This is a genomic window from Pseudomonas sp. CBZ-4, from assembly GCF_000346755.1.
In the GTDB taxonomy this organism is placed as follows: Bacteria; Pseudomonadota; Gammaproteobacteria; order Pseudomonadales; family Pseudomonadaceae; genus Aquipseudomonas.
Genome location: NZ_ANNV01000164.1, coordinates 1 through 19,996 on the forward strand (window position 1 = coordinate 1; position 19,996 = coordinate 19,996).

At 62.8% G+C, this 19,996-nt stretch carries 21 protein-coding genes; 11 read left to right on the top strand and 10 right to left on the bottom strand.

Going from position 1 to position 19,996, the window contains the following annotated elements; all coding sequences use genetic code 11:
* Window positions 1-292 precede the first annotated feature (292 nt).
* On the top strand, window positions 293-550 hold the full coding sequence (locus B348_RS01000000130280) for a hypothetical protein (RefSeq protein WP_017738544.1): 258 nt from the start codon (window positions 293-295) through the stop codon (window positions 548-550).
* 270 nt (window positions 551-820) lie between these two features.
* Here B348_RS01000000130280 and B348_RS0123845 read toward each other — a convergent pair whose 3' ends face one another.
* Window positions 821-1,765: a sensor domain-containing diguanylate cyclase gene (locus B348_RS0123845; protein ID WP_017738545.1), complete on the bottom strand. Its 945-nt coding sequence runs from the start codon at window positions 1,763-1,765 to the stop codon at window positions 821-823.
* A gap of 244 nt (window positions 1,766-2,009) precedes the next feature.
* Here B348_RS0123845 and B348_RS0123850 point away from each other — a divergent pair, with 244 nt between their 5' ends.
* Window positions 2,010-2,258, top strand: a complete 249-nt coding sequence (locus tag B348_RS0123850) for a DUF1652 domain-containing protein (RefSeq protein WP_017738546.1) — start codon at window positions 2,010-2,012, stop codon at window positions 2,256-2,258.
* Here the strand turns inward: B348_RS0123850 and B348_RS1000000131815 are convergent.
* Window positions 2,255-2,395: a hypothetical protein gene (locus tag B348_RS1000000131815; RefSeq protein WP_177325352.1), complete on the bottom strand. Its 141-nt coding sequence runs from the start codon at window positions 2,393-2,395 to the stop codon at window positions 2,255-2,257. The two genes, B348_RS0123850 and B348_RS1000000131815, sit on opposite strands and share 4 nt — an antisense overlap.
* Window positions 2,396-2,619: 224 nt before the next feature.
* On the opposite strand from B348_RS1000000131815, the gene B348_RS0123860 reads away from it, so the two are divergent.
* From B348_RS0123860 to B348_RS0123885, 6 genes are all read left to right on the top strand, one after another.
* Complete coding sequence (locus B348_RS0123860; protein ID WP_017738548.1) at window positions 2,620-2,931, top strand: YXWGXW repeat-containing protein; 312 nt, start codon at window positions 2,620-2,622, stop codon at window positions 2,929-2,931.
* Between the two features lie 37 nt (window positions 2,932-2,968).
* Window positions 2,969-3,547: an RNA polymerase sigma factor gene (locus B348_RS0123865; RefSeq protein WP_017738549.1), complete on the top strand. Its 579-nt coding sequence runs from the start codon at window positions 2,969-2,971 to the stop codon at window positions 3,545-3,547.
* On the top strand, window positions 3,544-3,975 hold the full coding sequence (locus B348_RS0123870; RefSeq protein WP_017738550.1) for a hypothetical protein: 432 nt from the start codon (window positions 3,544-3,546) through the stop codon (window positions 3,973-3,975). The genes B348_RS0123865 and B348_RS0123870 overlap by 4 nt, the downstream gene beginning before the upstream one ends.
* Window positions 3,972-4,433: a periplasmic heavy metal sensor gene (locus B348_RS0123875; protein WP_017738551.1), complete on the top strand. Its 462-nt coding sequence runs from the start codon at window positions 3,972-3,974 to the stop codon at window positions 4,431-4,433. Before B348_RS0123870 ends, B348_RS0123875 begins: the two co-directional genes overlap by 4 nt.
* A 213-nt stretch (window positions 4,434-4,646) precedes the next feature.
* The gene (locus B348_RS0123880; RefSeq protein ID WP_017738552.1) at window positions 4,647-5,627 is read left to right on the top strand and encodes a Gfo/Idh/MocA family protein; all 981 of its coding nucleotides are present in this window, start codon (window positions 4,647-4,649) and stop codon (window positions 5,625-5,627) included.
* A gap of 36 nt (window positions 5,628-5,663) precedes the next feature.
* Window positions 5,664-6,293, top strand: a complete 630-nt coding sequence (locus B348_RS0123885) for a ribonuclease T2 (protein ID WP_017738553.1) — start codon at window positions 5,664-5,666, stop codon at window positions 6,291-6,293.
* Here the strand turns inward: B348_RS0123885 and B348_RS0123890 are convergent.
* Window positions 6,290-6,727, bottom strand: coding sequence for an Rrf2 family transcriptional regulator (locus B348_RS0123890; protein ID WP_026137019.1), 438 nt, complete (start codon window positions 6,725-6,727; stop codon window positions 6,290-6,292). The two genes, B348_RS0123885 and B348_RS0123890, sit on opposite strands and share 4 nt — an antisense overlap.
* 147 nt (window positions 6,728-6,874) lie before the next feature.
* On the opposite strand from B348_RS0123890, the gene B348_RS0123895 reads away from it, so the two are divergent.
* Window positions 6,875-7,759 (top strand): NAD(P)/FAD-dependent oxidoreductase, encoded by an 885-nt coding sequence (locus tag B348_RS0123895; protein ID WP_017738555.1) that lies wholly within the window; start codon window positions 6,875-6,877, stop codon window positions 7,757-7,759.
* Here the strand turns inward: B348_RS0123895 and B348_RS0123900 are convergent.
* Entirely contained in the window at window positions 7,749-8,447 is a 699-nt protein-coding gene (locus tag B348_RS0123900) for an SDR family oxidoreductase (protein ID WP_017738556.1), read from the bottom strand. The genes B348_RS0123895 and B348_RS0123900 overlap by 11 nt on opposite strands.
* 106 nt (window positions 8,448-8,553) lie before the next feature.
* Between B348_RS0123900 and B348_RS0123905 the strand changes: the two genes are divergently transcribed.
* Window positions 8,554-8,988, top strand: a complete 435-nt coding sequence (locus tag B348_RS0123905) for a helix-turn-helix domain-containing protein (protein ID WP_017738557.1) — start codon at window positions 8,554-8,556, stop codon at window positions 8,986-8,988.
* A gap of 96 nt (window positions 8,989-9,084) precedes the next feature.
* Window positions 9,085-9,672, top strand: a complete 588-nt coding sequence (locus B348_RS0123910) for a LysE family translocator (protein WP_017738558.1) — start codon at window positions 9,085-9,087, stop codon at window positions 9,670-9,672.
* Here the strand turns inward: B348_RS0123910 and B348_RS0123915 are convergent.
* From B348_RS0123915 to B348_RS0123940, 6 genes are all read right to left on the bottom strand, one after another.
* Window positions 9,614-10,498 carry an AraC family transcriptional regulator gene (locus tag B348_RS0123915; protein ID WP_017738559.1) on the bottom strand — a complete coding sequence of 295 codons (885 nt, stop codon included), beginning with the start codon at window positions 10,496-10,498 and terminating at the stop codon, window positions 9,614-9,616. The genes B348_RS0123910 and B348_RS0123915 overlap by 59 nt on opposite strands.
* 62 nt (window positions 10,499-10,560) lie before the next feature.
* Complete coding sequence (locus B348_RS01000000130285; protein ID WP_017738560.1) at window positions 10,561-14,028, bottom strand: hypothetical protein; 3,468 nt, start codon at window positions 14,026-14,028, stop codon at window positions 10,561-10,563.
* 110 nt (window positions 14,029-14,138) lie between these two features.
* The gene (locus B348_RS0123925) at window positions 14,139-16,601 is read right to left on the bottom strand and encodes a TonB-dependent siderophore receptor (RefSeq protein ID WP_017738561.1); all 2,463 of its coding nucleotides are present in this window, start codon (window positions 16,599-16,601) and stop codon (window positions 14,139-14,141) included.
* A 98-nt stretch (window positions 16,602-16,699) separates the two neighbouring features.
* Window positions 16,700-17,650, bottom strand: a complete 951-nt coding sequence (locus tag B348_RS0123930) for a FecR domain-containing protein (RefSeq protein ID WP_017738562.1) — start codon at window positions 17,648-17,650, stop codon at window positions 16,700-16,702.
* On the bottom strand, window positions 17,647-18,168 hold the full coding sequence (locus B348_RS0123935; protein ID WP_017738563.1) for a sigma-70 family RNA polymerase sigma factor: 522 nt from the start codon (window positions 18,166-18,168) through the stop codon (window positions 17,647-17,649). The genes B348_RS0123930 and B348_RS0123935 overlap by 4 nt, the downstream gene beginning before the upstream one ends.
* A gap of 225 nt (window positions 18,169-18,393) precedes the next feature.
* Window positions 18,394-19,995: an ABC transporter ATP-binding protein gene (locus B348_RS0123940; RefSeq protein ID WP_017738564.1), complete on the bottom strand. Its 1,602-nt coding sequence runs from the start codon at window positions 19,993-19,995 to the stop codon at window positions 18,394-18,396.
* Window position 19,996: the final 1 nt, after the last annotated feature.

Genomic DNA, 19,996 nt, shown 5'->3' on the forward strand with positions numbered 1-19,996 from the left:
CCGGGTTACCCACGGATTCAAGCCTGCGTTCGGCCAGCGTGGTTGACGGGGCGCCTAAGATCAAAAGCTGAAAAGCCAAAGCCAAAGCCAACGCCAACGCCAGAGCCAGAGCTTCGGGTTTTGTCAGGTCCAGTAGTTGTGTAGATACCTATGCTTGGATAGGGCTAACAGGGACTGCTGCCAAACCTGTGACCCTCTAGCGAGGCGGTTTACAAAACCACGACAATTGCTGTGTTTCTATTTGCATACAATTGCACGCTTCGTCGCAAATAGAGCAGGTCGTTGCCGGACCATGTACCAGCCAGAGCCTTCATCACCCAACAGCCTGCGCCACTTCGCGGTCGGCGTGCTGTGTGTCGCGCTGCTGCTGGGCGGTTACTTCATGCATATCAACGCCAACGCGGATCGCCAGCGGGCCGAGGCGGCTGAGCGGTTGTTGCTCTGCCAGCAGGTGGAACGTATGGCCGGTGCCGCCGCGTCCGGTGGCTTGAAACTGGGCGACAGTTGCGAGAGCAATCGTAGTGAAGTGTCAGGTCGGATGAGTCAATAACCATCTTTTATAAGGGGGAATATAAGGCGCAAGTATCCCCTTACTTGCACCAAAAAGTGGCACTCATATACCCGGCCACCTTAAAAAACATGTGGTTATTGAATGACTTACGGCTGTTTTAATCCGACGAAAGGATTGATTTTTACTTGTTACAGCTTTTTACAATCGCTACTATAGCCGGGCGTTCACCTCCCACGGTTTATGCATTTTTAAATCCCAAGTTTCCATCAGCTACTTGGGATTTTTTTTGCCCGCGATTTGACCCCGGCGTCAAACTTCAATAGCGGCAAACTCCGCGCGCATGCGTCCATTGCGTTTGGCCTGGTACAGCAACTTATCGACCTGTTCGACAAACCCCAGCATTGCGCTGTTGGGTGTCACGGTGTGGGTGCCCACGCCAAGGCTCAGGCTGAGCCATTTCGAGACCGGGGAAAACCCGTGTTCGATCTGCTGCTGACGTATCAAATGGAGGCAGCGTTGCGCGACCAGTTTGGCCGATGCGGCGTCCGTTTCCGGCAACAGCCACACAAACTCTTCACCGCCGATGCGCGCGATAAAGTCCCGGGGGCGGTTGGCCGCTTGCGAGAGGGTGTTGGCCACCTGGCGCAGGCATTCGTCGCCCTTGATATGGCCGTAGTGGTCGTTGTACTGCTTGAAAAAGTCGATATCGAGAATGATCAGCGACAGCGGCAGCTGGCTGCGCTGGGCACTGATCCATTCGCGCTCCAGCACGGTGTCGAACATGCGGCGGTTGGCGATGCCGGTGAGGCCGTCCTGGAAGGAATATTCTTCCAGTTGTTTCTGCAGGCGGATCAGGTGCTCTTCGGTCTTCTTGCGCTCACTGATATCGAACATGAAGCCAATCAGCGCTTCGACTTCGCCGTCCTTGCGCACCACATGCACCACATCGCGAATCCACACGTAGTCGCCGTTCACCGTCAGTGCGCGATAGTCGGCTTCGTGGTCCACGCCTGCGCGGGATTGCGACACGCAGAAATTCACCACGTATTCGCGATCATCCGGGTGCATGCGTTCGACCCAGTCATCCACGCTGACCCAGCTGTGTGGCGTCCAGCCCAGCAGCGTTTCGATCTGCGGGCCGATATAGCTGAAGGTCATGGTCTGCCAGTCGATGCGCCAGGGGATGGCCTTGGTCGATTCCAGCAGGGTTTTGTACACATCGCTGTCGGGCTGGCTCGGGGGGACGATGCTCATGGGCGGCTGCTCGGGAGGTGGCGAAAAGCCAAGAGCGTCTGGTGATCGCGGGTGGGAGTCAAGCCTTCGCCGTGGTAGCAGACGAGAGGTCGTGTGCTGGGTTTCTGACGCCAGCGGGCCAGCGTTTTTCGGGCAAAATGCGGCGTGGCTAACACTTTTGCATTAATTCTCCAGATGCGCCCAAACCTCAACTACTCTGGTCGAATCCAACCAGCAGGGTAGAACCCAGGGACGGGGGCTTATCATGATTTCCATCATCGAACTCAATCGCATCATGGCCGTGGGTTTTCTGCCACTGGCCTGCGACTGCACCCTTAATGGCGACGGCTCGCTGCGCATCAGCGTGTTCGAGCCGGTGTCCGGGCGCGTCGACCTGTTGCTGACCCGCGTGTCGCCCGAAGGTCTGGACAGCATCCGCTCCATCTCAAACCTGATTGGTGAGCTGCGCACCGAGATCAAGGCCGGGCGCCGGGGTTTTGCGGCGGTCGGTTAGCTGTTGACGGTGTCTGTGGTGGTTGTGACCGCGCCGTAGTAGCGCCAGCAGCAATGGCGGTGTTCGGGCAGGATCACGCAGCCGCTGAGGCTGGCGATCAGCAGGGCGGCAACCAGCATGGATAGGCGACGGGACATGGTATTTCCTCTGGGTGTGTGCGGCGTTATTCCTTTAACGCACTCGGCCGCCTAAATCCGTCGCGCGCCTTTCAAACATTTCATCCAGCGCTGCCATCCCCTGGGCAATACTGCCCTTCACGCACTTGCGGAACAATCTGCGCACCCTCGCGACGGATTTTCCGGCACCCGCCGTTCAATCCATCAGCCGCGGACATTTTCGTCCGCCGCATGAAGGAGTTGCCATGAGCACACTGGCCCAATTGCGCTATGCCTTGCTGGTCCCGCTGGTTTTTGCGGCGCTTGTCAGCACCCCGACGTTTGCCCAGACCGAAGTCATCATTCGTCAGGCGCCGCCGGTGGAGCGTGTCGAGGTGATCCCCGCCGGGCGCCCGGGTTACGCCTGGGACCGTGGCCATTGGGGGTGGCAGCGCGGCGCCTATGCCTGGGTGCCGGGGCACTGGCAGCCGGTGATGCGCAATGCGCGCTGGCAGCCGGGCCACTGGGAATCCCGTGGCCCCAACTGGTACTGGCGTGAAGGCCGTTGGATGCGTTGAGACCTGCTACTTAGCCTGCGGACCGAGAATTAGCCGATTGAAAGACACTGATCCGGACGTTGAGCTGCTGGCACGTATCGGCAACAACGAGCCTGCGGCCGTCAACGAAATGGTGACGCGCAAACTCCCGCGTTTGCTGGCGCTCGCCAGTCGGATCCTGGGGGATGCCGACGAGGCCAGGGACGTGGCCCAGGAGAGTTTCCTGCGGATCTGGCGCCAGGCGGCCAACTGGCGCGCCGGGGAGGCGCGTTTTGATACCTGGTTGCACCGGGTGGCGCTGAACCTGTGCCGGGACCGTTTGCGCCGGCGCAAGGAGCGCCCGCTGCACGAAGATGAGGCGCTGCAACTGGCCGACACCGCGCCGTCGCCCGACGAACACCTTGAAGCCGCTGACCGCAGCGCACGGATGGCCGCTGCGTTGGCCGCATTGCCCGAACGCCAGCGCGAAGCGATCGTGCTGCAGTATTACCAGGAGCTGTCGAACATCGACGCCGCGGCCCTGATGGAGATCAGCGTCGAGGCACTGGAGAGCCTGCTGTCACGGGCTCGCCGCCAGTTGCGCAATAGACTTGCCGATACACCAGGGCTTGCCCGCCCAGGAAGGGAAAAACCATGACGCCTGAACGATTCGCTTATTTGGCTGATGCCTACGGGGCCAGCCTGCATCGCTGGCCGCTGGCTGAACAGGGGCCAGCCCAGGCCCTGCTCGACAGCGGCAACCCCAGCGCCCGCCAGGCCTTGCACGAGGCCGCTGGGCTGGATACGCAACTGGACGGGCACGCCGTGCTACAGACCGATCCGGTGCTGGTCCGGCAGATTCGCCAATCCGCACCGCGACGGGCGTCATTTCTGTCGCGGCATGCCAGTTGGCTATCACCCGCCGGCCTGGTGGGCGTGGGCATTGCCGGCATCGCCGCCGGGGTGTTGGTGGCTTCGATGAGCGTGCCGCTGCCGATGCTGTCCTCCGAAGTGCTGCCCAGCGTCTTCGATCAGGGGGATGCGGAAGTGGTGTTTAGCGTTAACGCCGAGGAAACCGAACAATGACGACCAAGTCCCTTAAACCGTGGTTGGCGGTATCGGTGTTGCTCAACGTGTTTTTGATCGGTGGCGTGGGCGGTGGTCTCTACCATTGGATGGCGACGGCCAAACCCGTCGAAGCCATGGTCAACCAGCATGGCTTGCGCCAGGCGATGTTCAAGTTGCCGCCTGATCGCCGCAGGGAACTGCGCTACCTGTTGCGGCACAATCGCGCCGACAGCCAGCCGTTGATCATGGCCGGACGCGAAGCCCGGCTTGGGGTGATCCAGCAACTGCAGGCGCCGACACTGGACCGTGACGTATTGGTGGCTGAGTTGGCCAAGGCCCGCGCAGCCGATATGGCCTTGCGCGCGCTGGTGGACACGACGCTGGCACAGTTCGCCACTACGTTGCCCCAGGATGAGCGCCAGCAGCTCGTGGAAGCGTTGTATGTGCGCGGGCAGGCCAAGACAGGGCGAAAATGAAGGCTGCAGGTGACGGAGACGGGTGCTAGCAGTCGACTATTTCATTACAAGGTTTTGCAGTCCGATATTCACCCTCGGGGCTCCAACACGGGAGGTACAGGGGGCGCGAGGGTTGCGCTTCTGCACGCGGTGATTGTCAGGTTACGCGCTTGTGGCGTGGGCCTCGGGGGATGTGGATACTGCGCCCTTGATGAAAACGCACAAGGTAAACAGATGAACACCGTCCGTTGGGGCATGATCGGTTGTGGCAGCGTCACCGAGTTGAAGAGTGGTCCCGCTTTCTACAAAGTGCCCGGTTCAGCCTTGGTGGCTGTCATGGGGCGTCGTGAAGAGGCCGTGCGCGATTACGCCGCACGCCATGGCATTGCCCGCTTCTACACCGACGCCCACGCGCTGATCAACGACCCTGAAGTGGACGCGGTGTACATCGCCACGCCGCCCGCCAGCCACCTTGAGTACAGCCTGATGGTGGCGGCGGCCGGCAAGCATTGCTGTGTCGAGAAACCCATGTCGATGAATGCCGAGCAAAGTGCGCTGATGCAACGCACCTTCGAGCGCGCCGGCTTGCATCTGTTCGTCGCCTACTACCGCCGCTCGCTGCCGCGCTTCCAGCAGGTGCGGGATTGGCTGCGGGAAGGGCGCATCGGCGAGTTGCGCCACCTGACCTGGACCCTGTGCAAACCGCCTGCCGCCGAAGATGCCAGCGCAGCCAACTGGCGCACTGACCCGACGATTGCCGGTGGTGGCTATTTTGCCGACCTGGCGAGCCATGGCTTCGACCTGTTCCAGTATCTGGCGGGGGACATCATTGAAGTGGCCGGTTTTACGTCGCGCCAGGAGGGTCGTTACGCCGCCGAAGATGCAGTGACCGCCAGCTGGCGTTTCGCCTCGGGCGCACTGGGCATGGGCTGCTGGAACTTTGTCGCGGACCGTCGTGAAGACCGCGTCGAGTTGATCGGCAGCCGAGGCCGCATCGAGTTTTCAGTGTTCGACGATCAACCGTTGCGGCTTGCAGGCGAGACAAACGAGGTGCTTGAGGTGCCTTGTCATGCCCATATCCAGTGGCATCACGTGCAGGGCATGAACGCGCATATCCGCGGTGAGGCGGAGCATCCGTCGTTGGCCATCGAGGCGTTGAAGACCGACCGGATCCTCGACAAGGTGCTACAACGTAACCCCCATCATCCCGGGTAGGCGCAATAGGGTGAGTTTTTTCAAGGAAGCCGACAAATGAAATACTGGATGGTGTTGTGGCTGGTCATGGCCACAAGTGCAGCCGCCGCCCCGCGTAGCCAAGGGACGCCGGGGGAGTTTGATTTTTATGTGCTGTCGCTGTCGTGGTCACCGACGTTTTGCCTGACGCACCCGGACAACGAGCAGTGTTCGGGCAAAGGCTATGGTTTTGTGCTGCACGGTTTGTGGCCGCAGTACGCGCGGGGTGGCTGGCCGGCATCATGTGCCCCGCAGGCACGGTTGACCCGCGAGGAAATGAACAAGGGCGCGGCGCTGTTCCCGACCCGTGCGCTGCTCAAGCATGAATGGGCCAAGCATGGCACCTGTTCCGGGCTTGCGCCGTTGGACTACCTGGACAAGACCGACGAGGCGCTCGGCGTGGTCGTTATCCCGCCGCAGCTGCAGCCGTTCAATACCCCACCTGCGTTGCCGGCCCGTGAGATCGAGGCGCTGTTTCGCGAGAGCAACCCGCGCATGGGCAACCATGGCCTGGCGGTGATCTGCAAGGGCAAGGTGTTGTCGGAAGTGCGCGTGTGCCTGACCAAGGACCTGGCGTTCGCCGGCTGCCCGCGCACCGTGAAGAGCACCTGCCGCGAGGGCGATATCCGCATTCCGGCCCAGCGCTAAGGCAGCATTGCTACACGATAGCGCTCATCGAAGTCCTCGGCCAACTGCGCCAGGCTGACATCGCCCAGGCGCTGCAACAGCAGGGCCTGGGCCTGTTCGAAGGCGTCGGTCAGGGCGGCGTTCACCGCCTGTTCCACCAGGCATTCCGGGTGGTCGGTGGACAGGCCGATGGCAAAGATCGACGGTGTGCCCAGGGCGCGGTGAATATCCAGCAAGGTGATTTCACTCAAGGGTTTGCCCAGTGTCCAGCCGCCCTGGTGGCCCTTTTCCGAGCGTACATAACCCTTCTCCTTGAGCAACCCGAGCGTGCGCCGCACGACCACCGGGTTGGTGCCGAGCATCTGTGCGATGGTCTCCGAGGTCGCGCGTTCTTCATGGCGGCCCATATGGATCAGCACGTGCAGCATGCGCGAAAGCCGGGTGTCGTTTCTCATCAAAAAACCTCAGGGTCGATTCGCTGCGAAGTATCGTTCGTAACCTAAAAAGTTGCGAGACTCTTGACGCTGTATTTTCATGTAACTTATGGTGTGCCGTGATAGCGCAAGGACCCCCTGGCGCAGAAAAACACGGAGGCACCCATCATGCTGTATGACGTCATTATCGTGGGCGGCAGTTATGCCGGCCTGTCTGCGGGCCTGCAACTGGCAAGGGCGCGGCGCAAGGTGCTGGTGATCGATGCGGGGCAGCGACGCAACCGGTTTGCCGCGACTTCCCATGGTTTTCTCGGCCAGGACGGCCAGGCGCCCGACCTTATCGCCGCCGAGGGGCGCAGCCAACTGATGGAGTACCCGACAGTGAGCTGGGTGCAGGACAGCGTACTCAAGGCCCATGGCCAGGCGGACGGGTTTCGCGTCAGCACCCAATGCAACGGCGAATTTGACGCCCGCCGCCTGATCCTCGCGACCGGTGTGGTGGACGAGCTGCCCGCTGTCGAGGGCCTGCAGGAGCGCTGGGGCTCCCGGGTGTTCCATTGCCCCTACTGTCATGGTTATGAGCTGGAACAAGGGCGCATCGGCGTATTGGCCAGCTCCGCGCTGGCGATGCATCACGCGCTGATGCTGCCGGACTGGGGGCCGACCACGTTGTTCACCAACGGCATGTTCACCCCGGATGCCGAGCAACGGGCGCAGTTGGCGCGGCGTGGCGTCAACTGGGAAAGTGGCGCGGTGCGCCGCATCAGCGGTGAGCGTGCCGATGTGGAGCTGGAAGACGGCCGGGTTTTCAGCCTGGATGGCCTGTTCACGCTGCCGCGCACGCGAATCAGCCCGCTGGTCGAACAGTTGGGCTGCGCAAGGCTCGATGGCCCCACGGGCCCTTATGTGGACACCAACGAAACCCGCCAGACCTCCGTCCCCGGCGTGTTTGCCTGTGGCGATGCGTCCCTCGCCGCCGGTTCCGTGGCGTTGGCAGTGGCCGAAGGCGTGCGTGCCGGGGTGGGCACGCACGTGTCCTTGATCAATGGCTGAGGTACACCGGGCTGTCGGTGGACAGCGATGCCTTCACCCCGTGACTGGTGTCGCTGACCAGCACTTCTTCGCGGTCCTCGGCCAGGGCTTGCAGGGTGAGTGCGACCACTTCCTGGGGCGTGCTTTTCGGCGCCTGCACCTCGGCGACCATGTCGGTGTCGATGTAGGCGGGGTGCACGCCGATGACCAGGGTGCCCTGTGCGCGCAACTCGCCGCGCAGGCCGTTGGTCAAGCCCCACTGGGCGGACTTGGACGTGCTGTAGCCACCCGTCCCCGGCGGGCTCAGCCAGCTCAGTACCGAGAGGACGTTGATCAGCGCGCCGCCGCCCTGGCCGGCAAGGATCGGTGCGAACGCGCGGCTTACGCGCAAGGTGCCAAAGGTGTTCACGTCAAAGTGCTGCTGCAGGTTCTCGACACTGTCTTCGGCCAGCAACGAGCCGTACTGGAGAAAGCCCGCGTTGTTGATCACCACGCTGACGTCGCGGCACTGCTGCGCGGCGTGCTGCACGCTGGCGGCGTCGGTGATGTCCAGGGCGATCGGCGTGCTGCCTGGAATGTCCACGCTGGCAGGGTTGCGCGCGCCGGCGTAGACCTTGGCCGCGCCGGCTTCGAGCAGCGCAGTGACGAACGCTTTGCCCAGGCCACGATTGGCGCCGGTGACCAGTACCACTTTTCCACGAATGTCCATGCTGAACTCCACGCTGCGAATTAGGTTTAATGATGAAACCGTTTTTATCCTGAGCGTCCAGGTCCTATAATGCAACCATATTTTCCCGACGGCCGGAGGCCCGACAATGAAACGCAAATGCCTGGAGGGCGATGGCTGCCCGGTGGCTCGCGCCCTGGACGTGGTGGGCGACTGGTGGACGTTGCTGATAATCCGCGACGCGTTTGCCGGCGTGACGCGTTTCGGTGATTTTCAGAAGCACCTGGGCGTGGCCAAAAATATTCTGGCCACGCGGCTCAAGGACATGGTCGAGCAAGGCTTGCTGCAAACCCTTGAAGTCGGCGCGCGCAGCGAGTACCAGTTGACCGACAAGGGCCGTGCGCTGATGCCGGTACTGGTGACCCTGGCGCAATGGGGCGAGGCCCACACCGAACCTGAGTGGGGCGGTACGCGGCTACTGGATGCGCGCTCGCTCAAACCGTTGCGCAAGGTTGAGATCCTGTCCGAGGATGGCCGGGTACTAGGTCTCGACGATATCGTCACCCAGGTGCCAGCGCCTTAGACGTGAATGCCCCGAGGGGCATTTTGTGCAATACCGCCCGTGACGCGCCCTTTACCGTGACGCCATCTTCTGCGTCATGACAAAAAGGGAATCGCAATGAGCTTGATCATCTCCATGGCCGCCTTCGCCCTGGCCACCTCTATCACGCCGGGACCGGTCAACGTGGTCGCCCTGAGTACCGGGGCGCGCTTCGGTTTCGCCGCCAGCCAGAAACACGTGTTTGGCGCCGCTGCGGGTTTTACCTTGCTGCTGGTGTTGATCGGCTTGGGGCTGCATGAAGTACTGGTGCGTTGGCCGCTGTTGACGCAGTTGATCCAGTGGGGCGGGGTCGCCTTCCTGCTGTACATGGCCTGGAAGCTGGCGATGGACGATGGCCGGCTCAATGCCGAGGGCCGCGCCACGGCACCCTCGATGCTCTATGGCGCGATCATGCAATGGCTCAACCCCAAGGCTTGGCTGGCGTGTGTGGCCGGGATGGGCTTGTTTGTCGCAGATGGCGACGCGCGCCAGGTGTGGCTGTTTGCGGCGCTCTACCTGGTGATCTGCTACCTGTCAGTGGCGTGCTGGGCCTATGCCGGCACCTTCCTGCGTCGCTACCTGGATAACCCTCAGGGCGTGCGTGTGTTCAACCGCTCAATGGCCGCGTTGCTGGTGGCCAGTGTGGGTTATTTGCTGATGGCTTGAGCACGTCGCGGTACTGCCCGGGCGTCGCGGCGAAATGCTGTTTGAAGGCCCGTTGGAAATGCGCCTGGTCGGCAAACCCTGCGGCCAGGGCCACATCGGCGATCAACTCGCCCTGGCGCAGTTGCGTGCGGGCAAACTGGATGCGCTGGTTCACCAGAAAAGCGTGGGGCGTGAACCCGTAGTACTGCTTGAACGCGCGGATCAGGTAAGACGGCGACAGCTCGGCGGCGAGGCAGATGTCCTCCAGTTTCAATGCTTGGGTGCACTGCGCGCGGATGTATTCGGCGGCCCGTTCCAGCTTGTGGTTGACCTCGCGCAACGGCGCTTCGGCGGGGTTGAGGCGCTGTTGGACTTCACTGAAGTAACTCACCAGCGCGCTCTGTTTATGCAGGTGTTCGGCATGCTCGTCCACCAGGATCGCGTACAGTTCGAGCAGGCCGTCGTACAGCACCGGATCACGGGTGTAGGGCGTACTGAACGCTCGGTAGCCCTGATCGGTACTGAAACCCAACTGGTACTGCAGGTCGGTCAGCCAGGGCGTATCGAGGTACAGCATCTGATAGGACCAGTGCTCATTCTGGATCGGGTTGCACGCGTGCACATCGCCGGGGTTCATCAGCACCACCGTGCCGGCGCTGATCTCAAACGTCTCGACACCATAGTGGTAGTAGCTGCGCCCGTGGGTCACCGCGCCGATGGAAAAATGCTCATGGGCGTGCCGGGTATAGGTGACCTTGCGTCCGTCGGCGATGGTGCGCGCCTCGATAAACGGCAGCGCCGCATCACGCCAGAAACAGGGGGCCGCCGGGCTTGCGGGCGAGGACATGGCGCAGTGCTCCAAAAGAACCAGTGCGTAGACTCATCTATAACCGGCCGTTGTTCAAGGCTTCAGTGGGTGGCGAGTATGACCTCGCGCAGGTACTCGGCCCAAGGGTCTTCGTCGCGACTGACCTGTTCCAGCGTCTGTACCTGCGCCGCGCTTTCCTTCAGTTTGGCGGCGCCTTGCAGGTAGTGGCGCTCGACGATGATTTTCACCACGGCACGGGAGCGCGGTGAGTCCAGGCTGCGTGGAATACGGTGGCCGTCGGCGTCCGCTTCCGGCAAGGTCCCGACGGCGGGCAGCAGATCGTCGAGGCGGCGGATGCGGACGCCGGGGGCATGGCTCACAGCGTTCACTTCGACGGGTTCGACGCCCGAGGCATACGCCGGCCAGTCGAGCGCCAAGGTTGAAACATCCTGATCTGGCGAGTCTGCCGCCAGCGCCAGGGTGTCGTACTCCAGATCATGTCGAGCGCGCATCAGCAGGTGCCTGGGGAAGCATTCGTACACATGGCGGTCGCGGTAGAAACTGGCGCAGACGATCAGGCCGAACGTCGCGTCAGGCTCGGTGCCGTAGCGCAATGCGAAAAATTCCACCTTGCCGAACTCCAGTGCTTCGCGCCACGGCAGTGTCAGCCCCGGCAAGGCATCCAGCAGGTAGTCGACAAAGGCGGTTTGCAAGCGCTGCAGGTGGTCGTCGAAGGATTGCAGGAACACGGAGTGGAACGCGGTCAATTGGTCGAAGCGTGGCGCCAGTTCGTGGTACTTGATACGTGGGTCGGCGGAGTGCCAGTGCTGGGCCGTCACGTCCAACTGATTGGCCATGTACAGATCAACGAAGGAATATCTGGCGTCGGGCGGGACGTTGTCAGCCCCGCGGTCTTCGGACATGTCCGCGTCCTGCGCCACCCTCATCAGTACCAGTTCATCCAGCATTGATGTCTGCGGGAAGGTTTTTTTCAAGGCTTGAAGGGCGATGTCACGCCGCGCCGGTATGGGGGCGGCAAAGGCCGCCGTGGCCGCGTGCAACCTTGCGCGCAAGGCATTGAGCGCGGCGATCGCGGCATTGGTCTGTTCGACGCTGTAGCGTTGCTGTCGCTGCAACAGACCATTGGTCACCGCCCACATCTGGATGGCCGGGGCGGTCAGGGGGCCTTGCAGGAACCGCCCCCATTTGCCCGCGGGCGGCAGATGAGCCATGTACATGATTTCGGCATAGGAAAATTGACGTGCCGCGCCTGGCATGCGGTCTTCCAGGTAGGTTGCATACTGCTGGAACAGGGTCCACGTTTGGGTCGCCAGGTAGGGCAGCGAGTCGGGTATGTCGCGCACCAACAGGTGCGGCGCGCGGCCACAGAGTATCAAGTGCGCCGCGAGCGCGGCCTGGCCGGGCTCGAGGCGGGTAAAGCTGTGTTCCAATTGCCGACGGACGAACCCAACCGACTCGCCCCAGAAAAACGTGCCTGTCCAGTCCAGGCGGTTGATATGCGCAGGTTGCGTATCGACGTCCGGCTCCAGGCTCAGAATCAGGGCGGCCCAAACCAGCGCGCTGCGGCTGGCGTGGCCGCTGGTTTCGGTTGCATCAACACCGTGCCGTTGCAGGGCCGTGGCCAGTTGAGCGGCCAATTGCTGGGCCCGTGGCGACGCGATCAGGCGGATCAATAGCAGGTCGGCTTCGGCGCGGATGTCCACTGGCGACTTGCCGTCCAGTACCGGTTGGGCCAGGTAGCCGAACAGGTGCGGTTCACCTTCTGGAAGGAACTGGCGGCCGAGGTTCAGTGCCCGTTGCCGGTCGGTGTCGGACAGGGTCCAGGCAATCGGCTGCAACTCCAGGGCCGGCGACAGGGCGCGCCAGTAGTCGTTTTCTTTCAAGCGCAAGGGCACGCCAATCGCCAGGCGTTGTGCGGTCAGGCGTGCCTCCTCCAGGGTCTGCGGCAGGGTGTGACCGTACAGCAGCAGCGCCTGGTGCAGGCTGACCGCATCGTTGGTACGCAGTTGACCACCCAAGCGTATGGCCAATGGCAGCAACTTGCGCAGCATGGGGCCGAGCTTGTTGTCGGCCAGTACCTCGGCTGTCAGTGATTGCCACTCGCCCTCCAGGTTTCTGCCGCCAATGCCCGCTTCAACATTGAGCAAGATGTGACTGTTGGGGTCGATGCCGTGTTTTTCGCGCAGGGCGGCGAACTCGGGCTGGGCGACGAGGGCCTGCAAGCGCTCACGTCCCGGCTTCAACGTGACGGGAACATCATCTGCGTCAACCGTGACAATCCCATCCAGCCCCAGGGGGCCTTTCAATGTGCCGTGGCGGATGGCGTCATACAGCCCCTTGCGCATGGCGTGGCGATCATTGAGAAACCCGACATGCTGGCTGTAATCAAAGCGCTCGCGCAGGCTGCGCGCATCGGCGAAGAGCGTGGGCGCCGGCAGCGTGGGCCATTGCCGCAGGCGTGTGATCAGGTTCGCCAGCGCTGCTGGGCTGATGGGGCGTTCAATGTTGTACGCCTTCAAACACGCGGCGATGCTCAGGCTGTGATCGGGGTAGATGTCCGTGCCCAGCTTGATCGCGAGGCGGTTCAGGGTTTCCCAGCGGGTGTGGGGTGTTTTCGGGCGCAGTTCGCGGCTGCGGATTTCCCCGGCTTCGCGCCTGGGCAGCACCTGGACCACCTGCTTGAGGTGGTCGTAGTAGTACTCCGCGGCAGCCGCTTGCAGGCCCTCGATGATGTTGTCTTCGACAATCACTTTCAGCCGCAGCGCGGCTTCCTTCAAGGTGCGAGCCAGCAGTGAGTCGGACGCCAGGTGCAACCGGGTACGGAACAGCGCGAGGCTGTCGAACCGATCCAGGGCTTGCAGCGCATCGGCCACCTGCTGGTAGTCGAGTCGCTGCTGGTCACGTTCTGCATGGGCCAGCGAGCGGTTTTTGCCCGCCTCATCAATCGCGGGAAAGGCCTGGGCGGTTTGCAGTTCGTCAACCATCAATTGTGCTTGCAGGCGGTTCTCGGGCATGGGGTAGCCGTAGAAGGCCAGGACCCGATCCAGGGACAGAGTGCGCGCGAGGTTGTCCACGCGCTCGCCGATGTATGGCATGCCCAGTCCGGCCGGGTCCAGCAGTTGGCTGACGAACGCCAGTACGCTGGAGACCCTCCACCACCCGGATGCGTCGGCGAGGGTAAAACGGTAGACGGTAGGCTGGCCGAGCACTTTGCCTTCCAGCATGCCGTTGCGTATCCGCAGCGTCGTGAAGTCGAGCCGTCGCCGGTCCGCCCAGTCCAGTAACTCCGATTGATTGAAGGCCTTGCGAAACACTTCGGCCCATTGGCCCAACAGTGACAGCTCGGACACGATGATCGGGTGGGTCGCGGCGGGAGGTGGCTGGTCGGGTGGGGTGTTCAGTGCGATCAGCAGTTGGCCGATCAGTTCCTTGTCCCCTTGCTTGCGCAGGTCATCGCGTACGCTCAACACCAGGGCCGAGTAGCGGGCGCTGGCTGACGGGCTGGAAAAATCATCGGGGGAGCGTTTGCTGATACGTGGTCCATCCATGGGACAGCCTCCTGTCGTGGCGTAAACCCCATGTTTGCGTCAATGGGGGGCAGGCCGACAGCAGGCGGTTCAGCGGTTGCCGTGGCGGCTCTCCGCCACGGCTGTAGGCGTCAGAAGTCCCAGCGCGTGGCCAATTGCAGGCTGCGCGGCTCACCGTAGAAACCGGTGCCGAAATTGCCCAGGCCCGTGTAGTACTTTTTATCGAACAGGTTCTTCACGTTCAGCGTGGTGCTCAGGTGTTCGTTGAAGCGGTAGCGCGCCATCAGGTCTACCAGGTAGTAGCTGTCCTGGGTGATGCGCGCGTAGTCGCCGCCGTTGACGCTGTCATTCGGGTTGGGCTGGAACACGTTGCCGAAGAACTCGCTCTGCCAGTTCACGCCGCCGCCCACGGTGACCTTATCCAGGGCGCCGGGCAGGCGATAGGAGCTGAACAGGCGCACCACCTGCTGCGGGGTGGTGGTTTGCAGCACCGAGCTGTAGACGTAGCCGTCCTCGGCATCGCGGGTGTGCTGGTAGGTGTAGCCGGCGGAGACGTTCCAGCCGTCGAGCACTTCGCCGGACAGTTCGGCTTCGAAGCCCTTGGTGGTGGCGCCGGCAATCGCGCGGTACACCGAGTCGGTATCAAACCCGGAAACGTACTGGGCGACGTTGTCTTGCTCGATGCGGAACACGGCAAAGCTGGCGTTCAGGCGGCCGTCGTAGAACGCCGCCTTGAGGCCGGCTTCGTAGGTGTTGCCTTCCACCGGGTCGAGCAGCTTGCGGTCGGCGTCCTTGCTGGTTTGCGGGCGGTAGATCTGGGTGTAGCTGGTGTAGGCCGACCAGGTGTCGTTGAGGTCGTAGACCAGCCCGGCGTACGGCGTGACCACGCCGCTCTGCTGATAGGTGGTGCGGTTGTCGGCCTGGGTCGGGTCGTAGAAGTCGGTGGTGTCGGTGCCGCTGAAAGTGTTGACCCGTGCGCCGAGGATCACCGACAGGTCGTCGGTGGGTTTCAGGCGCGTGGCCAGGTACGCGCCGGTCTGGCGCTGCACGATGTCGTTCTGGCCGCTGCGGGGGATGTCCGGCTTGGCGTACTCGCCGTGCCAGTCAAAGATGCTGCCGCCGACCGGTGGATAGACCGAACCGTACACCGGCACGTCCTGTTTCGAGCGGGTGGCCATGAAGCCCATGATCAACTCGTGCTCGCGCCCCAGCAGGCTGAAGGGGCCGCTGACGTTGATGTCCAGGGTGTTTTGCACCTGGTCGCCCTTGTACTTGCCCATGAACATGTACATGCCGTCGCCCGTCACTGGGTCCGGGTTGCCGCCGCTGGCGGAGGCGAGCAGGGTGTCATGCTGGCTGCGCTTGCGGTCGAGGCTGACTTTGAGCGACCAGTCGTTGGCCAGTTTCTGTTGCACGGAGGCAAAGATAGTCTGGTTGGTGAAGTCGCGGCGGCTCCAGTCGGCGGCGGGGTTGAACGAGCGCGAGAAGTTCGTGCGCGAGCCGTCGCTGAAAAACATCGGGAACCCGGTCCAGGTGGCGCCACGGGAGCGGGTGTTTTGCTGGTCGATGCCAAAGGTCAGCAGGGTGTCGGGCGTGAGGTCCGCTTCGAGGATGCCGTAGGCGATGTCCTTGGTGTTCTGGTAGTGGTCCAGGTAGGACTGGCGATCCTGATACACGCCGACAAACCGCCCGCGCACATTGCCCGACTCGGTCAGCGGTCCGGAGATATCGCCTTCGGTGCGGTAGTTGTCCCACGAGCCAAAGGTCTGTGTGACCGAGGCCTTGAAGGCGGCGGTGGGTTTTTTGCGGATCAGGTTGACCGTGGCCGACGGGTCGCCGGAGCCGCTGAGCAAACCGGCGGAACCCTTGATGATTTCCAGGTGGTCGTACACCGCCATGTCGGTGCTGGTGGTGCCGTAGTCGTACACGCCGTCGTAGGTCGAGTTGACGCCGTCGTACTGGAAGTTGGTGATCGGCAGGCCGCGCCCGGAAAACTCCCAGCGCTCGCTGTCGTAGTTCTGCACGCTGATGCCGGGGGCACGGCGCAGGGTGTCGGCGATGCTGTTGGAGCCTTGGTCATCCATTTGCTGGCGGGTGATCACGGTGACCGACTGCGGGGTTTCGCGCATCGACAGCGGCAGGCCGGTGGCCGAGGCCATGGACCCGGTGGTGTAGGAATGGCTGTCTTCGGTGATGGCGCCCAGTTGCTCGCCGGAAATCGTCGTGGCGCCCAACTCCAGCGCGCCAGTGTTGGCCGGGATCAGTTCAAGCACGTAACCGTTGTTGCCTTGGGGCAGCGCCTGCAAACCGCTGCCTTGCAACAGGCGCTGCAAGCCGCTGGCTGCGGTGTAATTGCCATTCAAGCCGGGGCTGGTCTTGCCGGCGGCGAGGCTGTTATGGCCGGCGATGAAAATGCCCGATTGCGCGGCGAAGCTGTTCAACACACTGACCAGAGAGCCGCCGGCGATGCGGTAGTTGCGCGTGGCGTGCTGGGTGACGTCCGGCTCGGCGGCGTACGCCGTGGGGACGCCGAGGCAAAACAGTGAGGTGGCCAGCGCCAAGGGGCGCAGCGCGAAACGAGCAGGTTGCGACATGAAGGGTTCCCTTTGAATCAGATCGAACGGCGAATTGAAAGCGTCTGCAGGGTTAACCGGACGAGTGTTCAAAAGGGGAACTGGCGCGTGCAGATTTTTTATTTGGGAACGACGGTGATCCACCAGGGGAGCGGGCTGTCGAGGCGAATCGGCAGCGCGGCTTGCAGCAGGTGCAAGGCGTGGTCGCTGTCCTTGAGCGGGAACGAACCCATCACCGGCAACTGCGCCACCGCCGGATCACAGCCGAGGTGGCCGGGGCTGTAGCGGTTGAGTTCGGCGATCAGTTGGCCCAGCGGCAGGTTGTCGGCCAGCAGCACGCCGTGGCTCCAGGCTTCACGGGCGGGGGACGCGGTGGCGGTACTGTCGATGTGTTCGCGGGTAAACCACACTTGCTGGCCGGCTTCGATAATACGCACTGGCCCGTCGAGGGTGCTGACCTGCACGCGGCCGTCGAAGACGTTGAGTTGGGTGCGGTGTTCGGTGTGCAGCACACTGAACCGCGTGCCCAGCGCTTGCAGGCGACCGTGTTCGGTGTCCACCAGGAACGGCCGGTGGGCGTCCTTCGCGGTGTCGATCAGCACCTCGCCAAAGCGCAGCTGCAACAGGCGTTGGGCGCTATCGAAGCGCACATCCAGCGCCGTCAACGCGTTGAGCCACACATGGCTGCCGTCGGCCAGCAACGCATCGCGGGTTTCGCCTCGGGTGGTGGCGTAGTCCGCGCTCCAACCGCCCACCCGCCGGGGCAGGGCGGTGTTGCGCCAGGCGCCCCAGGCCAGTGTCGAACCGCCGCACAGCACGAGCAAAGTCTTGAGGGTTTGCCGACGGGAACTGCGCAAGGCCCGGCCGGCGCTTTGCGGTTGCTCCAGCAGCGGCGCAAAGCGTTGGCTGACGCGCTCCACATACTGCCAGGCGGCCAAGTGCTCGGGGTTCTGCACAACCCAGGCCTGCCAGCGCAGCTGTTCCTGGGCGCTGCCTGGGGCCTGCAAGCGCACGTACCATTGCGCCGCCTGTTCCAGGCTGGCATGGCTGAGTGTGCCGGGGGTGGTCATTGCACCAGCATCCCGTCCAGTTCGGCTTCGAGGATCGCGCAGTGCAGCAGGGCCTGGGCCATGTATTTCTTGACCATGCGCTCGCCCACGCCCAGCTGTTCGCCAATCTGCTGGTAGCGCAGGCCGTGGAGCTGGGCGAGCAGGAAGGCTTCTCTGACATTCTTCGGCAGGCGCGCAAGCATGGCGTCCACTTCGTAGAGGGTCTCGACGATGATCGCGCGCTGTTCCGGTGACGGCTGCGTGTCTTGCGGGCGCAGGGCCAGGCTGTCGAGCCAGGCTTTTTCCAGTTGGCGACGGCGCCAGTGATCGATGCACAAACCCCGGGCGATGGTGGCCAGGTAGGAGCGCTGGCGCAGGTGATCGGTCTCGCTGGGTGGGCGGTTGAGGATGCGGATGAAGGTGTCATGGGCCAGGTCGGCGGCATCCCAGCGGTCATTCAGGCGCCGGCGCAACAGGCCGAGCAGCCAGCTGTGGTGGGTGCCGTAGAGGTGGGTGAAAGAGGTCGACACAATATCCATCCAGCGCAAAAAGGATTGGCGTAAATAAGAATTGGTCGCGATTAAAGCAAAGGGCGCGGGTGCGCGCAAATGATATTGGGAGGCTTGGGCGGTCACGGTCAAATGTGGGAGCGGGCTTGCCCGCGATGGCGTCCTGTCAGTGCCGAATCTATCGACTGACACACTGCAATCGCGGGCAAGCCCGCTCCCACCATTGACCGTGCCCACATTTTGAATTGTGTTGTATCAGGCTGGCACGAGGAAGGCGGCTTCCAATAGTTGGCGGGTGTAGGGATGTTGCGGGTCGGCAAAGATCGCCTTCGCATCCCCTTGCTCCACCACCTGCCCCTGCTTCACCACCATCAACTGATGACTCAGCGCCTTCACCACCGCCAGATCATGGCTGATAAACAGGTAGGTCAGGTTGTACTTGGCCTGCAGGCTGCGCAGCAATTCCACCACCTGGCGTTGCACCGTGCGGTCCAGCGCCGAGGTGGGTTCATCCAGCAGGATCAGCCGTGGCTTGAGCACCAGGGCGCGGGCGATGGCGATGCGTTGGCGCTGGCCGCCAGAAAATTCGTGGGGGTAGCGGTGGCGGGACTCCGGGTCCAGGCCGACTTCCTTGAGCGCCGCGATAATCGCCGCTTCCTGCTCCACCGGCGTGCCCATCTTGTGAATGCGCAGGCCCTCGCCGACGATCTCGCTGACGCACATGCGCGGGCTCAGGCTGCCAAACGGGTCCTGGAACACCACCTGCATTTCCCGACGCAGCGGGCGCACCTGTTGCTGGGTGAGCTGGTCCAGCTGCTGGCCTTCAAAACGAATGCCGCCTTTGCTGCCGATCAGCCGCAGGATCGCCAGGCCCAGGGTGGATTTGCCCGAGCCGCTCTCGCCGACAATCCCCAGGGTTTGCCCCTGGGGCAGGCTGAAATTGATGCCGTCCACGGCCTTGACGTAGTCCACGGTGCTGCGCAGGAAGCCTTTCTTGATCGGGAACCAGACCTTCAAGTCATCGACTTCCAGCAACGGCGGGCCCACCACATTGGTCGCCGGGCCACCGCTGGGCTCGGCCGCCAGCAGCTCCTGGGTGTAGGGATGCTGGGGCGCCTGGAACAGGGTTTCGCATTCTGCCTGCTCAACGATGCAGCCTTTCTGCATCACGCACACCCGATGGGCAATGCGCCGCACCAGGTTGAGGTCATGGCTGATCAGCAGCAAGGCCATGCCCAGGCGCGCCTGCAATTCCTTGAGCAATTCCAGGATCTTCAATTGCACGGTGACATCGAGGGCCGTGGTCGGCTCATCCGCAATCAACAATTCCGGCTCATTGGCCAAGGCCATGGCAATCATCACCCGCTGGCGCTGGCCGCCGGACAATTCGTGGGGCAGGGCCTTGAGGCGCTTGTGGGGTTCGGGGATGCCCACCAGATCGAGCAATTCCAGGGTGCGCTGGGTGGCGGCCCTGCCTTGCAGGCCCTTGTGCAGGCCGAGCACTTCGTTGATCTGCTTCTCGATGGAGTGCAGCGGGTTCAACGAGGTCATCGGCTCCTGGAAGATCATCGCAATGCGGTTGCCGCGAATGTGGCGCAGGGACTTTTCTTTCAGGGTCAGCAGGTCTTGCCCGGCGTATTCGATGGTGCCGGACGGGTGTCGCGCCAACGGGTAAGGCAGCAGGCGCAGGATCGAGTGGGCGGTCACCGACTTGCCCGAGCCGCTTTCGCCCACCAGCGCGATGGTTTCGCCGCGCTTGATATCGAAACTGACGTTGTTGACCACGCGGTGGGAATGCTCGCCGGTGACAAACTCGACGCTGAGGTCGCGGATTTCGATCAGATTGTCCTGATTCATC